Here is a 14,426-nt window from a genome sequence, read left to right as displayed (position 1 = left end):
CCGCCCCTCTTGGCGGGGGCGCCGGGCACGGGGTGTCCCCGCCGGATGCGGCAGGATCAAGGCGCGTGGCCCACGAGCCCGACTATTTCGTAGGTGCGTTGAAGGATCGGCACGGTGATCTCGCGCGCCCGCTCGGCCCCGCGCGCGAGGATGCGGTCGATCTCGGCCGGGTCGTCCATCAGGCGCGCCATCTCGGTGCTGATCGGGGCGAGCTTCGCCACGGCGAGGTCGGCCAGCTCGACCTTGAAGTGGCCCAGCATCCCGCCCTCGCGCGAGGCGAGCACCGCCTCCGGCGTGGTCCCCTCCAAGGCGGCGAAGATGTTGACGAGGTTGCGCACGTCGGGCCGCGCCGACAGCCCGTCGAGCGAGCCGGGCAATGGTTCGGGGTCCGTCTTGGCCTTGCGGAACTTCTTGGCGATCGTGTCCGCGTCGTCGGTCAGGTTGATGCGCGAGGCGTCCACCGGGTCGGACTTGGACATCTTCTTGGTCCCGTCCTTCAGCGACATGACGCGGGTGGCCGCGCCCTCGACGACCGTCTCGGTCAGGGGGAAGAAGTCGACGCCGTAGTCGTGGTTGAACTTGGCCGCGATGTCGCGGGTCAGCTCCAGATGCTGCATCTGGTCCTCGCCCACGGGCACGTGGGTCGCATGATACACGAGGATGTCCGCCGCCATCAGCGCCGGGTAGGCGTAGAGGCCCAGCGATGCCCGCTCGGCGTCCTTGCCCGCCTTGTCCTTCCACTGCGTCATCCGGTCCATCCAGCCCATCCGGGCCACGCAGTTGAAGATCCAGCCCAGCTGCGCGTGCTCTGGCACTTGGGACTGGTTGATGAGGATCGATTTCTCCGGATCGATGCCCGCCGCGATGAACCCGGCGCAGAGCTCGCGCGTATTGTGGGCCAAGGTCGCGGGTTCGATCAGCTTGGCGGTGATCGCGTGGAGGTCGACCATGCAGTAGACGGTCTCGAAGTCGCCGCGGTCCTGCATGTCGACGAACTTGACCATCGCCCCGAGGTAGTTGCCCAGCGTCAGCCCGCCGGACGGCTGGATGCCGGAGAACACCCGGGGCGTGAACGCGGGGGCGGACGTCGGGTCGGACATGGCGGTCTCGCACTGGTCAGGAAGCGGAAGCGGGCCTAGTGCGGGGCGACCCGATCGTCAACGCGAGGGACCATGGCCGTCGATCCGCGCAACCAGTCGCCCTTCAACGCGATCCCGCCCGTGGTGCTGGGCCTCGCCGCGCTGATCGCGGGGGTCGAGATGACCTTCCAGCTGGCGCAGGCCGGGCTGCTCTCCGGCGGGCGCGAGGCCCGGATCGCGGCGATCCGCGACTGGTCGGTGCTGGACGTGGTGTGGGACTGGATGCGGGCCAACGGCGCGTGGCTGTCGCCCGAGGCGCTGCGCTGGGTGGCCTATCCGTTCGTGCACGGGGGCTTCGGCCACGCGGCGATGGTGGTCGTGTTCGTCCTCGCGCTGGGCAACGTGATCGGCGACGTGGTGCGGGGCTGGCGGCTGTTGGTGCTGTTCTTCGTGCCGGCGCTCGCCGGGGGGCTCGCCTACGTGGTCCTGCTCGATCCCCCGGCCCCGCTCTTCGGTGGCTACGCGGGCGCCTACGGGCTGATCGGGGCGTTCACGTGGCTGGTCCGGCGGGGGATGACCCGGCTCGCCATCGACCCCGACCGGGCGTTCCTCCTGCTGGGGTTCCTGCTGGCGATCCAGCCGGTCTTCGGGCTGGTCTCCGGCTCCTTCGCATGGGTCGGCGACTGGGTGGCCGAGGCGGTGGGCGCCGCCGTCGGCTACGCGCTGTGCGGCACCCTCGTGCCCGGCGGGGGTCGGGCGGTGGTGACGCGTATGCGCCGCCGCTAGGCGCGCCGCACCGCGCCCCGCAGCTCGGCCCACCGCACCGCGCCGAGCATCAGGGCGAGCCCCCCGTAGGTCGCCATCCCGATCCCCACCAGCAGCCCGAGCGCCAGCCACCGCGTCGCGCCCGCCCAGAGCGGCCCCATCGCGGCCATCAGGCCCCAGCACACGACGCCCATGACCGCCGCGGCGAGGGCCATCCTCCGTGTCCGGCTGCGCGCCCGGTCGTCGAGGCGGGCGGCCTCGCCCAGCCCCCGCGCGCCGCGCGCCAGCAGGACCACCATCGCCCACGCCGCCAGCGTCGTTCCCAGCGCGGCGGCGGCCCACCCGATCACGGGGGCCAGCCCGATGGCCGCGACCGCGTTCACCACGAGGGCCACCAGCGCGTAGCGCAGCGGCGTGCGGGTGTCCTCGCGGGCGAAGTAGAGCGGCTGGAGCACCTTCTGCAGCACGAAGGCGGGCAGGCCGAGCGCGTAGATTATCAGCGCCACCGCCGTGGCCGCGCTGTCGTCGGCGTCGAACAGGCCGCGCTCGAACAGCACGGTGACGATGGGCAGCGGCACCACCGCCAGCGCCACGGCGGCGGGCAGGGTGAGGAGCATCGCGAACTCCCACGCGCGCGAGTAGGCGTCCCGCCCGCCCGCCTCGTCGCCCGCGCGGACGCGGCGGGAGAGGTCCGGCAGCAGCACGATCCCGATGGCGATGCCCACGAGGCCGAGGGGCAGTTGGTAGAGGCGGTCGGCGTAGCTGAGCCACGCGACGGCGCCCTCGAAGAAGGAGGCGACCTGGCGGCCCACGAGCAGGTTCACCTGCACCACGCCGCCCGCCAAGGCTGCGGGGGCGGCGATGACGAGGAGGCGCTTGAGGTCCGGCGTGAGCCGGGGGCGGCGGGTGGGCCAGAGGCGGTGGCCGGCGCGGCGCGCGGCGAGCCAGACGACCGCCAGCTGGGCCGCGCCGCCCACGGGGACGGAGAGCGACAGGATCCACCCCGTGGCGACATCGGTGGCCATCGCGCCGAGGGCGGCGTCGAGGGCGCCGGGGACGAGGGCCGCGACGAGCATCGCGGCGACGAAGGTGAGGTTGAGGAGCGCGGGGGCGGCGGCGGCGGCGAGGAAGCGACCCGCCGAGTTGAGCACGCCGGAGACCAGCGCGGCCAAGGAGATCAGCAGGATGTAGGGGAACGCGACCCGTCCGTAGGCCACGGCGAGGTCGAAGCGGGCGTCGTCGGCGAAGCCGGACGCCATCGCGAGGACGAGGAGGGGCATGGCGAGGATGCCCAGCACGGAGAAGAGGGTGAGGGCGAGGACCATGCCCGCCACGGCGTCGCGGGCGAAGGCGTCGGCCTCCTGTCCCTCGGCCTCCAGCTTCTTGGCGTAGAGGGGAACGAAGGCCATGTTGAACGCGCCCTCCGCGAAGAAGCGGCGGAACATGTTGGGCAGCGAGAAGGCGACGAAGAACGCCTCCGCGGCGGCGCCGGTGCCGAGGAAGCGGGCGAGCAGGATGTCGCGGGCGAAGCCGAGGACGCGGCTGAGCAGGGTCCAGCCGCCGACGGTCAGGAAGCCTCGGATGAGACGGGGGGCCATGGGTCGCTCCGAACGGGATGGGACCGTCTAGCGGCGGGCCGGGCGCGGGGGAAAGGGCCAAAGGTCGACGGGGCCGGGGCGTGGCGGGAATGTCCGTGCGGGGCCAGGGGCTTGGCCCGATCCGGGGGGTGCGTGCGGTGAGGGCACCCCCCGTGCACCCCCCGTGCAGACGGGAGGGTGCCGGGGTGGGGCGTTAACATGCGTTTCGGGGGATTACGGGAGGGGGGAGCGGGGGTGGGGTCAAGGGGTGTTTGCGGCCCGAAGCGGACATTCGCGCGGCACGGCGTCGCTGCGCAGCAGCATGACGCAAGCGGACCTTGCCGGACCCGCCCTGAGTTGGTAGTCCAATGTACCACCGAAGGAGCATGCCATGGGTGTTCAGAAGCAGTCGGTCAGCTTTACCGACGCCGCGTACAGCTATGCGAAGGAGCTCGTTGAGGCCGGAGAGTACCCGAATGTCAGCGCTGCGGTGTCTGGGGAGCTGGCGAAGGCCAAGGCTAATCGAGATCGCGAACGGTCGCTGCTCGAGGCCGAACTGGAGCGCCGGCGGTCGCTGCCGCTCGACCAATGGGAGCCGGTTGGAGAGGTCGGCGGCTTTACGGCCGGCGCCCGAGCACACCTGGATGCGATGACGAAGCAACGCTGATGCGGATCGTCCGGCACCCGTTCGTCGAGCGGGACCTGATCGGGATCGTCGATCACATCGTCAACACAACCGAGGGCGACTATGCGGCGGCCTACCGCCGTTTGAACGAGGTCGACGCACTCTTGGTCTCGGTCCTTGCGAGCCCGACCTCGGGCGTTCGCCTTCTCGGAGAGCTCGACAGCTGGCTGGTCCGCCATGGGGGGACGGGCCAGCGCCTGACGGTCGTCTTCAAGCCCGACCTCGACAACGAATGCATCTACCTCGCGATGGTCGCCTTTGGCGGGCGCGACTGGATGAAGGCTGCAGTTGGGCGGCGAGGATTCGGCGACTGATCCGCTGGCATGCTAGCCTTCCCTCATCGGCACGATGCCGAGTCGGGGTGGGGCGGAGGACCCCAGAAGGACTCCGCCATGGTCACCGCCAACCTCCCCATTATCCGCGCCTGCCGCCCTGCCTGGAACAAGGGGCGCATCGTCGGACAGAAGCGTCCGCTGAAGCCCAAGCACGTCTGAGCCATCCGGGTCCGGCTCGAGCTCGCCGAGAACCACCGCGACCTCACGCTCTTCAACATGGCCATCGACAGCAAGCTGCGCGGCTGCGACCTCGTCCGCATGCGGGTGGCCGACGTCATGGCCTCGGGGCAGATCAAGGAGCGTGCGTCCATTCTACAGAGCAAGGCGCAGAAGGCCGTCCGATTCGAGATCACCGAGGGCACGCGGGCGGCTGTGGCTCGGTGGATGGAGGAGCCGCTGATGTTCGGGTCCGAGTACCTCTGGCCCGGGCGCTTCCACGAGCGGCTCCACATCTCGACGCGGCAGTACGCCCGCATCGTCCGGGAGTGGGTAAAGTCCATCGGTCTGGAGCCGACAGCCTACGGCACGCATTCGATGCGGCGAACGAAGGTGACGCAGATCTACAAGAAGACCGGCAACCTGCGGGCCGTGCAGCTGCTCCTCGGGCACACGAAGATGGACAGCACGGTGCGGTACCTCGGGGTGGAGCTGGAGGACGCGCTGGCTATTGCGGAGGCGATCGAAATCTGAAGGCTCCTACGATCCGACGGGGCTCTGTCGCGCAAATTGTCTGATGGACAGACTTCGCCTCTCCGCTTCTGATGTCAGTCGACGGGCTGCATGACGGGGATGCCGAGAGCGGTGAAGCGGTTGAGGATTGCGATACGGATTTGGAGTTCGGCGGTCTGACGGTCGAAGTCTCGGGCAGCGAGTTTCTGACCGAGTAGCTTCATGCAATTCACCTTCGTCTCGACCCGGCTTCGGCGGTGGTATCCGGACCATTTGCGCCAGATTGCCCTGCCGAAGCGCTTGATGGCGCGCAGGGCCTCGTTCCTCACTGCCGCACCGGCGCTGTCCTTCTTCCACGGCTTTGCGTTGCGGCGCGGTGGAATGATCGCTTCCGCTCCACGGCTTGCGATGGCGTCGCGGCAGGCGCGTCCGTCATAGGCGCCATCGGCGGTCACGGATGCAATCCGCTCGTCCGAGGGGATCTGCGGCAGCAGGCCAGCCAGCATGGGCGCATCGCCCACGCCGCTCCCGGTGATCTCGACCGCACGAACCTCCATGGTCGCCTCGTCGATGCCGAAATGGACCTTGCGCCACTCGCGCCGCCGTGCGCCGCCATGCTTGCGCGCATGCCACTCGCCCTCGCCGCGGACCTTGATGCTGGTGCTGTCCGCGAGAAGATGCAGCGGCCCGACCGAGCTCCGATAGGGCCGCTGCACCGCCAGCGTCTTCTGCCGGCGGCACAGCGTCGAGAAATATGGCACCGACCAATCCAGGCCCGCCAGCATGAGCAAGCTCGCAACGAAGCCTGTGCTTTGCCTCAGCGGCAGGCCAAATAAGACCTTGATCGTGAGGCACGCCTGGATCGCCGCGTCCGAAAACGTCTGCTGGCGACCGCGCTTGCCCGAAGGCACCGCGTGCCAACTCTTGCCAGGGTCGAACCACACCGTCAGCGACCCGCGCCTACGCGCGGAGCGTTATAGCTGGACTAGTTCAGGGTGCGGTAGCGGGCGGGGGCAGGCTTGGACATCCTGTCCAGCTATGTCGCTGGACTCCCGATGTGAATCTCAGGCAAACTTTGCGCAACAAGGCCAACTGAGACTCATTTGCACAATTGCGCATCGCTGACCCGTAATATAAAGTGGTTCCGAGGTTCTGTGTGGGCCGCGTCTCGATGAAGGGGCTGATATGTCCGCTGATCCGAAGGTGTATGCTATACCCGTTCAGGAGAACGGGCGCATGATTCTTCCTGCCGCTCTCCGTCGACGACTTGGGATCGCCAAGGGCGATCGTATCGTGATTGAAGAAACGGACGACGGCCTCGCTCTGACGACCGCGCGCGAGCGCCGCCGTCGGTCGCAGCGGATTGCGGCGAAATATTCTCGAGGTTCAACCGACGTTGTTGATCGGTTCCTGTCTGATAAGCATTTGGGCGCGAACAGCGAGGAGGAGGAGATGGAGAGGACGTTGCGTAAATGAATGCTGCGGTCCTCGACACCTCCGCACTGATCGCATTCGTCTTCGAGGAGCCTGGAACGGACGAAGTTGAAACCTGGCTCGATAAGGGAGCAGCTGCATCGAGCGTGGTACTGCAGGAGCTGCTGACGCGTCTGCTCCGGGAAGGATTTGATCGCGGCGACGCCGATGAGGCTGTCGAAAACCTTGGTTTGTCTTTGTTCGACCATACGCCCGAACTCGCGGCGGCGGCAGCGAACCTCTACCCAGTAACGCGACGGTTCGGCCTGAGCCACGGCGACCGAAGCTGTCTAGCTCTTGCGGCAGCCCTCGGCGTACCAGCCGTCACGGCGGACCGCGAATGGGCCTCTGTCGGTATTGAACTAGGTGCCAGCGTGGAACTAATTCGATGATCGCTTTCCAACGCCGACCGTCCCTGAGCTCCCGTAGGGTGCATCACCGCGTCCGCCTGTCATCCGTCGAAGTGGCGACGACAGTATGACGCCCCAATCGCTGACCCAAACCGTCTCGACCTCGGCCTTCGCAACGCGCGCCCGGACCGTCGACCACCTGGGCCGGGAACAAATCGCCGACTGCCCGACCGCGATCTCCGAACTTTGGAAAAACTCTTGGGACGCGTACTCCCGTAATGTCGGTCTTCGCCTCTACGCCGAAGAGCCGCCCGTGGCCGTTCTGACGGACGACGGGCACGGCATGCGCGCTTCCGATCTGGTCGAACGGTGGCTCGTCATCGGAACCGAAAGCAAGCTGTCTGATGCGGCACCGCCTTCGGAGGATATGCGCAACGGGCTTGAACCGCGACCACGGCAGGGACAGAAGGGGATCGGCCGGCTCTCGAGCGCCAAGCTTGGTTCGATCCTGCTGCTCGTCACGAAGCACCGCGACGACAGCTTCGTTGCGGCTCTCATCGATTGGAGGATGTTCGAGAATCCGTTCATCAACCTGTCGGACGTTGCAGTCGCCACGGGCCGGTTCGAGAACTGCAGCGCAGTCTTCGACGGTCTGGACGATCTGGTTAACGCTCTCGTAGGCGGCATCGCAGCCGAACCGGACAAGTGGCGCGCGTCCGAGCCCCGTCTGCTTCCGGGTTGGGAGCGTTACGACGCTGCGTGGCACGCGCAGGACCCGAGCCGCTCGGGGCTGCCCCCGTCGAAGAGGATCCTGCAGAGCATGAAGCGGCTTCCGTTCCGCGAAGAGCATCTCGCCGATTGGCAGGGTCCCGGCACGGTCATGCTCGTCTACGATCTCGACGATACGCTGAAGGCGCTGCCCGCGACGGGCGACACGAACCTGGTCAAGGCGGAGATCGCGGAACGGTTCGAACAGACGCTTTCCAACTTCGTCGATCCCTACGCGGTCGGACGCAAGCGCCCGGACTTCGCCTACCGGGCGGAGGTGGTGTTCCCGGACGACGGGGCTGGCCCGCGCACAAGTGTTGTGGTGGGGGCGGAACGTGCGATCGACCGCACTCAGGTCCATGACATGGAGCATCAGATCGACGGCCGCGTCGGCGCCGATGGCGTGTTCCGCGGCCGATTGAAGGCGTTCGGGACGTGGTTAGACCAGCCGGTCGAGTTCGAGTTGCCGAAAGGGCTGACCATGCCCGATCGCGCGAACACTCGGGTCGGTGCGTTCGATCTCTACATCGCCTCGATGGAGTTCACACCGGACAACTCGACGCATTCGCGCGCCGAGCACCAACGCTACTCAGCGCTCGCCGAGGACTACTCCGGACTCATGATCTACCGCGATGGGCTGCGCGTGCTACCGTATGGCCGAGAGGACAACGATTTCTTCTCCATCGAGTACAAGCGGAGCAAGAACGCCGGGCGCTACTTCTGGAACCATCGGCAGATGTTCGGGCGCATCGCGGTGTCGCGACGGGACAACCCGAACCTCAAGGACAAGGCGGGTCGCGAAGGGTTCATCGACAACACGGCAGCGAAGACCTTCCGCGCTGTCGTCGGAAACATCCTCGATCTGTCGGCCCGCCGGTATTTCGGTTCCGCTTCCGACATCCGGAAGCCGCGTCTGAAGGAGATCCAGGAACAGAACCGGGCGGGACGTGCGGAGGAGGAGGCCAAGAAGCTCCGAGCACGCGAGCGCAAGCAGTTCGAGAAGGAACTCGTGACCGCGGAGCAGACGCTTCCCGAACTGCTGGACCGCATTGAAACCGCAACGCGCGGTATTGTCATCGAGCGGGACGCGGACGTCGCGAGCGGCGCAGCCCGCAGCTCGGAATGGTGGAGCGAACTCGCAGAGGCGAGCGTTCGTCCTCAGCCGAGCGGGACCGCAAAGTTCAAGCCACGTTACCAGGCAGCCATGGCCGTCAACGAGGCCGTTTCGGAGGCGATCGCCGACTACGAGACGCGATTTCGCGACGAGCTCGGCCGCTTCGCCGCCACGGAACCCGAGCGCATCGTCGCGGATCGCATCGCCGCGGCTCGCAGCGCGGTCGAACGGCAAATCGAGGACTTCAAGGAGACGATTGCGGGCCTTCAGCGCGAGCAGTTCGACATGGTCCGCAAGCTAGCGGAACAGCGCATCGCCGACTTCCGCCGCGAAGCGCGTGCCGTGGGCGATGAGTTGGGAACGCGCCGCACAGAGCTGACCGAGATCATTGACTCACTCGCCGGACTGCAGACGGAATGGACCGCTGAGAACAGGAACATCTTCGGAATCTACGTCTCCGCACTCGAGACCGTGCGCGAACGGATCGATCTGGAGACCTTGGCGAGCATTCAGGTGCAGGACTTGCGCGAGAAGGCCGCCGAACTCGACCGTCTGACAGCGCTAGCCCAACTCGGCATCGCCGTGGAGATAGCCGCGCACGACCTCGTGGACTTCGACGCCATGGCAACGTCCGGCCTCGACGCTCTTCCGCCGGAGGTTCGCGATGGGGAAGCCGCCCGTAACATACGTTTGGGCCTCGAGGGTCTGACCGATCAGCTGCGCTTTCTATCGCCATTGCGGCTGTCGGGCGACAAGACCCCGCGAACGCTGACAGGCGCCGAGATAGCGGAGTTCTCGGAACGCTTCTTCGCTCCGACCTTCGCCCGGGCGCGGATTGGTTTCGAGGCAACCGAGGCCTTTCGGTCCATGCGGCTCTATGAGCGCCCTGCGCGCGTGTTCCCGGTCTTCCTGAACCTGATCAACAACAGCGTCTACTGGGTCGGTACGGTGCCGCCCATGGCACGCCGCATCTTACTGGATGCGGTCGATGGAGAGGTTGTCATCGCAGACAGCGGTCCCGGTGTCGCGACCGAGGACGTCGAGCAAATCTTCAATCTGTTCTTTACCCGGAAGCAGCGATCAGGTCGCGGCGTCGGCCTCTATCTCGCGAAAGCCAATCTGGCTGCGGGTGGGCACGCTCTTCGCTACCGTGAACCGGACGAGAAGGCACCGCTGGCGGGGGCGGCGTTCTACATTCGGTTCCGGGATGCTGAGTTCGGGGACAGCGAGGAATGACCGCGACCTACGAGGAACTGATCTCCGAGGCGTTCATCGATCCCATTCGTTCGGTCCTGATCGTCGACGACGACTACCCGACGCTTCGCGAAGTTCTCCTGCCGGAAGAAGAGCAGGAGAAAAGACACGGTCATAAGTCCTGGCGTTCGGAGACGGGCAAGGCCGACGTTCAGGCTGTCATCGACGAATTTCGTCAGCCGGACGCGCCTTCATACATTCTGGACGTCCACGACGCGACGTCTCCCGGTACAGATGAAGACGAGGAACACGTCGGTACTCTCCAGCAGACGGATTTACTCGTTCTCGACTACCAACTCGATAGGACGAGGGTAGGCGATGGCACAATGGCCGTGCGGATCGCCCGCGAAGCCTTGTCGAACAAGCATTTCAATCTCATCCTCGTCCACACGCAGGAGGACCTCGACGAGGTCTTCTACGAGTTCGTCCTCGGCTTCCTGCAGCCGAGCTTCTCGATCGAGCCTGCACCCGACGATGCGACGATCAATTTGTTGACGGATTTCGAGGACGAACTCGCCTCGACCGTAACGACGGCCCTCTATGCCGCTGCTCGTCGACAACTGCTGCAGGCGCCCGACAAGTTTGATCGCGTTGTAAGGACCGGCGCGGGTCCGTGGGGGGAACTCGCCAAGCTTCTCGACGACAAGGGTGTCGAACGGAACGCCTGGCCGGACGCGGCCCGCCACGTCCTGGCACTCTTCGAGATGTCGAACCCGTCACGCTTTGCGGACCGGGGGCTCGACGTCCTCGATTGGGAAGCAGAAGGAACCAAGTTTGTCCGCGCCGCCCGCGGATTCCTCGCCTTCAAGTCCAAAAGGAATAGTGGTTCGCTACTCGACGCTGTGCGTTCCGCCCTTGCGACATGGGAACCCCTTCCGTCCCGTCTGATGCTGACGAAGCTGCGCGCGGAAATGAACGAGCGGGGGATCGAGGTGCAGGACGACGCACTCGGCAGGCGCGACGTAGGAGCCGTGTGGTATCTACGCCTCCTCGAACAGGAAGAACGCACTCTCGACTCGCTTGTCGATTCCACCGCCCGCAAACATGCTGAGCAGCTGCTTGACCAACTGATGCCGGCGGTTGCCTTGTTCGCCAAGAGGATCAGGAACGTCGACGTCGGTCGGCCCCCCGGCGACGTTATCAAGGATCGCTTCGGACTCGATATCGAGAACAAGACTGCGCTGAACGACGCTAAGATCGGCCATAACGCCTTTGTCGGCAGCAAGCCGAACCGAAGTGCCCACCTCGAGATCGGCCACGTTCTTCATGTCGACGACGAGTACTGGGTTTGCCTTACGCCTGCCTGCGACATGGTTCCAAAACGTCAACGCGGCGACTCACGGGACCGGGCGAGCGGGCTGAAACGGTTCACGGCGGTCAAGCTGTTGCCGCGTACGCACGACAAGAATCTTCGCGATGCTCAGCGCGGCGGACTGGTGTTCGCCAACATCGAAGCGCGGAACGGAACTTCGACGAGGTTGTCTTTCGCGGTTGCGAAACGGGCGGGTGAGTCGCCAACATCGATGATGATGTATGTCACGGACGACGGCTATCTACCCACGCAAAGCCCGGTCGTTTGCGAGCTCGGCTTCCTGTCGTCCACTAAAGATAGGGCCGATCCCCTTGACAGTCTCGAGCTCGTTCGTGTCGAAGCTCACGTCTGTGGTATGTTGCGATACGAGTACGCCTTGGAGATTCAGTCCCATTTGACGGCATCGCAGTCTAGGATCGGTCTTGATTTCGAGAAGAGCGACGGGGATGGGGACTGATGCTCCGCGCCTACGAAGATACGCACGAGCGAAGGACATCGAGTTCCTACGACAATGCTCTCGGGCGAAGCGAGAGGCGCTGCGCAGAGACCCCGGAGGCTCCGCTTATCGCCGCCGATTTATTCGCGGGGGCGGGAGGGTTTTCGCTAGGCGCGATCAAAGCCGACTTCGAGATCAGAGCGGCGGTCGAGCACTACGGACACGCGGTCGCGACCTACAGGCGAATGATCCGCAACCGAACTGACCGCTCGATCGAGATCTTCGATGAAGACATCCTCGATCTGAACCCCCACGACGTCATGGACGAGGCCGGTTTGGTCGAAGGCCAGTGCGATCTGCTCCTCGGAGGTCCGCCCTGCCAAGGATTCTCCTCGCACCGCCTCGGCAAGGCCGGGGTCGACGATCCGCGCAATGCGCTCCTGATGCGCTATTTCGCCTTCGTGAAGGCCGTTCAGCCACGGATGTTCCTCCTCGAGAACGTCCCTGGCATGCTCCATAAGAAGCATGCGGAGTACCTTCGGCGATTTTTGGATACTGCGCGGGAACACGGGTACACGCTTCTCGGGCCGACTATTCTGAACGCGCGTGACTACGGCGTGCCACAGAACCGTAAAAGAGTGTTCATCGTCGGCTACGATGCTTCGCGCGTTGCCTTCGATGCGGCTTGGCCACCTCCTCGGAGCCACGGCGATCCCGAAAAGTTGGACCTTTACGGCGTAGCCGAGCCTTGGCGCACCGCATCGGACGCTTTCGCCGACGATCCTTTGCCAGACGACGAGAACAATACGCACATGAACCACAGCGCCGAGCTGACGGCCGTCTTCGAAAGTACGCCGATCAACGGCGGCTCCCGAGAACAATCGAACCGTGTTCTCGCCTGTCACGAGACCCACAGCGGCCACAAGGACGTCTACGGACGCATCGACCCGAGTAAGCCTTCCCCGACGATGACGACAGCGTGCATCAACCCGTCAAAGGGACGCTTCGTCCACCCGACGGAACCTCACGGCATCACGGCACGGCAGGCCGCTCGACTGCAGACGTTCCCGGACGACTTCGTGTTCGAAGGAGGCCTGATGGCGGCCGGGATGCAGATTGGAAACGCCGTACCCGTGCTCTTGGCCGAGATCCTGTGCCGCCATCTCGCAGATGTGCTCCGTCAATCCCGCCCCGCGCAATCCGAAGCCTGCTAACCGCACGATGCCAAACAAGGTCGTCCTCGATACCAAGCAGGGATCGGCCTACGATGATGCAACCGCCGAGCGCTACCACTTCCCTTCGCGGTACCTTCAACCTCTTCGGGCCGCGGAGGGCGGCTGGGCGGTGTTTAGGCGCCCGCGGGATGGCGGTGGGGGCATTACCTACTTTGGGGCCGGTCGGATCGCGCGAATCAGAGCTGATCCCGACCGGCCAAGCTATTACTATGCGGAGATCGCAGACTATCTGCCGTTCTCTGATCCCGTGCCGTGGCGCTCCAAAGGACGCTACGGCGAAGATGCTCTGCGACGCATCGCCGAGGATGATGTTTCCCGGATCGGCATCTACCTTCGCGGGCGCTCCGTCCGTCCGCTCGAGGACGATGACTTCGTCGCCCTGGTCGATGCCGGATTGAAGACCCTTGACCGACCCGACGAAGCGTTCCGATGGCAGTTCGAGGTCGATCGCAACGACGACGAACCCCATGGTGCGGAACGACGGGAGCGACGCCTCGTCGACCGCGCGGTGCGCGACGCGCTGTTTAGGAAGGCCGTCTGCGAGGCGTATGACGATCGGTGCGCAGTAACGCGCCTACGCATCATCAACGGGGGCGGACGGTCGGAAGTCCAAGCCGCTCATATCAAGCCGGTCCGGGACGGGGGCCGGGACATCGTCCAGAACGGGCTGGCGCTGTCCGCCACGGCGCATTGGCTCTTCGATCGCCACCTTATCTCGATCGACCCTCAGTACCGCCTCCTTGTCGCCCACAATCGGGTGCCGGAAGAGTTTCGCCGCCTGCTTTCCAGCGCGGTCGAGCGCATTCATCTGCCTACCGACGAGCGTCTGCATCCGAGCGAACGGTTCATGGCCGAGCATCGGAACCGGTTCGCTGGAGCGACTTGACCCTTGGCGGACAGAATCTCGCCCGAACAGCGCTCCCGGCTTATGGGCCGCATCAAGGGCAAAGACACCAAGCCGGAGCTGCTCGTGCGCCGAACGGCGCACGCGCTCGGCTACCGGTTTCGTCTCCATCGCAAGGACCTACCAGGCCGACCCGACCTTGTATTCCCTCGTCTGCGAAAGATCATATTCGTGCACGGCTGCTTCTGGCACAGTCATGACTGCCCCCGCGGTACAATCCCAAAGACCAATATTGACTTCTGGAAGGCTAAACTCGCACGCAACGTCGAGCGCGATCGGCAGGCTGTGTCGTTGCTGGAGACCGCGGGCTGGGCCGTGCTCGTCGTTTGGCAGTGTGAAACCAAAGACCAAAGGGCTCTTGCCGAGCGGTTGATGGCGTTTCTTGGCAGGGCAAGTCCAAAACGTGCCGCTTCCTCTTCGCCATCTCGTTCGTCTCCTTCTCGAAGACCAGAATGATTTCAAATCGTAGC

General features: G+C 65.3%; 13 protein-coding genes and 1 pseudogene. 11 read left to right on the top strand and 3 right to left on the bottom strand.

Features of this window, described 5'->3' with window-relative positions:
* Positions 1-56 precede the first annotated feature (56 nt).
* Positions 57-1,100 carry a tryptophan--tRNA ligase gene (gene trpS, locus JQC91_RS03595; protein ID WP_203285384.1) on the bottom strand — a complete coding sequence of 348 codons (1,044 nt, stop codon included), beginning with the start codon at positions 1,098-1,100 and terminating at the stop codon, positions 57-59.
* A 72-nt stretch (positions 1,101-1,172) separates the two neighbouring features.
* Here trpS and JQC91_RS03590 point away from each other — a divergent pair, with 72 nt between their 5' ends.
* Positions 1,173-1,865: a rhomboid family intramembrane serine protease gene (locus JQC91_RS03590; protein ID WP_203285383.1), complete on the top strand. Its 693-nt coding sequence runs from the start codon at positions 1,173-1,175 to the stop codon at positions 1,863-1,865.
* Here the strand turns inward: JQC91_RS03590 and murJ are convergent.
* Positions 1,862-3,442, bottom strand: a complete 1,581-nt coding sequence (murJ, locus tag JQC91_RS03585; protein ID WP_203285382.1) for a murein biosynthesis integral membrane protein MurJ — start codon at positions 3,440-3,442, stop codon at positions 1,862-1,864. The two genes, JQC91_RS03590 and murJ, sit on opposite strands and share 4 nt — an antisense overlap.
* A gap of 370 nt (positions 3,443-3,812) precedes the next feature.
* Between murJ and JQC91_RS03580 the strand changes: the two genes are divergently transcribed.
* The 3 genes from JQC91_RS03580 (at position 3,813) to JQC91_RS03570 (ending at position 5,131) form a co-directional block, all read left to right on the top strand.
* Entirely contained in the window at positions 3,813-4,088 is a 276-nt protein-coding gene (locus JQC91_RS03580; RefSeq protein ID WP_203285381.1) for a hypothetical protein, read from the top strand.
* Complete coding sequence (locus tag JQC91_RS03575; protein WP_203285380.1) at positions 4,088-4,420, top strand: type II toxin-antitoxin system RelE/ParE family toxin; 333 nt, start codon at positions 4,088-4,090, stop codon at positions 4,418-4,420. The genes JQC91_RS03580 and JQC91_RS03575 overlap by 1 nt, the downstream gene beginning before the upstream one ends.
* Before the next feature lie 237 nt (positions 4,421-4,657).
* Positions 4,658-5,131, top strand: a complete 474-nt coding sequence (locus JQC91_RS03570; protein WP_238941254.1) for a tyrosine-type recombinase/integrase — start codon at positions 4,658-4,660, stop codon at positions 5,129-5,131.
* Between the two features lie 74 nt (positions 5,132-5,205).
* Here the strand turns inward: JQC91_RS03570 and JQC91_RS03565 are convergent.
* A pseudogene (locus tag JQC91_RS03565) lies at positions 5,206-6,137 on the bottom strand (IS5 family transposase).
* A 158-nt stretch (positions 6,138-6,295) separates the two neighbouring features.
* Here JQC91_RS03565 and JQC91_RS03560 point away from each other — a divergent pair.
* The 7 genes from JQC91_RS03560 (at position 6,296) to vsr (ending at position 14,412) form a co-directional block, all read left to right on the top strand.
* Positions 6,296-6,586: an AbrB/MazE/SpoVT family DNA-binding domain-containing protein gene (locus JQC91_RS03560; RefSeq protein ID WP_275296966.1), complete on the top strand. Its 291-nt coding sequence runs from the start codon at positions 6,296-6,298 to the stop codon at positions 6,584-6,586.
* Positions 6,583-6,975 carry a type II toxin-antitoxin system VapC family toxin gene (locus tag JQC91_RS03555; RefSeq protein WP_203285378.1) on the top strand — a complete coding sequence of 131 codons (393 nt, stop codon included), beginning with the start codon at positions 6,583-6,585 and terminating at the stop codon, positions 6,973-6,975. Before JQC91_RS03560 ends, JQC91_RS03555 begins: the two co-directional genes overlap by 4 nt.
* Before the next feature lie 85 nt (positions 6,976-7,060).
* Positions 7,061-10,051: an ATP-binding protein gene (locus JQC91_RS03550; protein ID WP_203285377.1), complete on the top strand. Its 2,991-nt coding sequence runs from the start codon at positions 7,061-7,063 to the stop codon at positions 10,049-10,051.
* Positions 10,048-11,838 (top strand): response regulator receiver domain, encoded by a 1,791-nt coding sequence (locus JQC91_RS03545; protein ID WP_203285376.1) that lies wholly within the window; start codon positions 10,048-10,050, stop codon positions 11,836-11,838. Before JQC91_RS03550 ends, JQC91_RS03545 begins: the two co-directional genes overlap by 4 nt.
* The gene (locus JQC91_RS03540; RefSeq protein WP_203285375.1) at positions 11,838-13,031 is read left to right on the top strand and encodes a DNA cytosine methyltransferase; all 1,194 of its coding nucleotides are present in this window, start codon (positions 11,838-11,840) and stop codon (positions 13,029-13,031) included. Before JQC91_RS03545 ends, JQC91_RS03540 begins: the two co-directional genes overlap by 1 nt.
* A 7-nt stretch (positions 13,032-13,038) precedes the next feature.
* A complete protein-coding gene (locus JQC91_RS03535) occupies positions 13,039-13,938 on the top strand; it encodes an HNH endonuclease (protein ID WP_203285374.1) in 900 nt (299 codons plus the stop codon).
* A gap of 3 nt (positions 13,939-13,941) precedes the next feature.
* Positions 13,942-14,412: a DNA mismatch endonuclease Vsr gene (gene vsr, locus JQC91_RS03530; RefSeq protein ID WP_203285373.1), complete on the top strand. Its 471-nt coding sequence runs from the start codon at positions 13,942-13,944 to the stop codon at positions 14,410-14,412.
* Positions 14,413-14,426: the final 14 nt, after the last annotated feature.

Origin of the sequence: Jannaschia sp. Os4, assembly GCF_016820245.1 — a bacterium.
GTDB lineage: Bacteria > Pseudomonadota > Alphaproteobacteria > Rhodobacterales > Rhodobacteraceae > Jannaschia.
Note: the sequence above shows the minus strand (reverse complement) of the source record. Positions and strands in the feature narration are given on the sequence as shown.

Coding starts and splice junctions, on each gene's coding strand:
- JQC91_RS03555 (WP_203285378.1), top strand. CDS start 6,583: ATGAATGCTGCGGTCCTCGACACCTCCGCACTGATCGCATTCGTCTTC.
- JQC91_RS03540 (WP_203285375.1), top strand. CDS start 11,838: ATGCTCCGCGCCTACGAAGATACGCACGAGCGAAGGACATCGAGTTCC.
- JQC91_RS03545 (WP_203285376.1), top strand. CDS start 10,048: ATGACCGCGACCTACGAGGAACTGATCTCCGAGGCGTTCATCGATCCC.
- JQC91_RS03550 (WP_203285377.1), top strand. CDS start 7,061: ATGACGCCCCAATCGCTGACCCAAACCGTCTCGACCTCGGCCTTCGCA.
- JQC91_RS03575 (WP_203285380.1), top strand. CDS start 4,088: ATGCGGATCGTCCGGCACCCGTTCGTCGAGCGGGACCTGATCGGGATC.
- JQC91_RS03590 (WP_203285383.1), top strand. CDS start 1,173: ATGGCCGTCGATCCGCGCAACCAGTCGCCCTTCAACGCGATCCCGCCC.
- JQC91_RS03580 (WP_203285381.1), top strand. CDS start 3,813: ATGGGTGTTCAGAAGCAGTCGGTCAGCTTTACCGACGCCGCGTACAGC.
- JQC91_RS03560 (WP_275296966.1), top strand. CDS start 6,296: ATGTCCGCTGATCCGAAGGTGTATGCTATACCCGTTCAGGAGAACGGG.
- murJ (WP_203285382.1), bottom strand. CDS start 3,442: ATGGCCCCCCGTCTCATCCGAGGCTTCCTGACCGTCGGCGGCTGGACC.
- JQC91_RS03535 (WP_203285374.1), top strand. CDS start 13,039: ATGCCAAACAAGGTCGTCCTCGATACCAAGCAGGGATCGGCCTACGAT.
- JQC91_RS03570 (WP_238941254.1), top strand. CDS start 4,658: ATGGCCATCGACAGCAAGCTGCGCGGCTGCGACCTCGTCCGCATGCGG.
- trpS (WP_203285384.1), bottom strand. CDS start 1,100: ATGTCCGACCCGACGTCCGCCCCCGCGTTCACGCCCCGGGTGTTCTCC.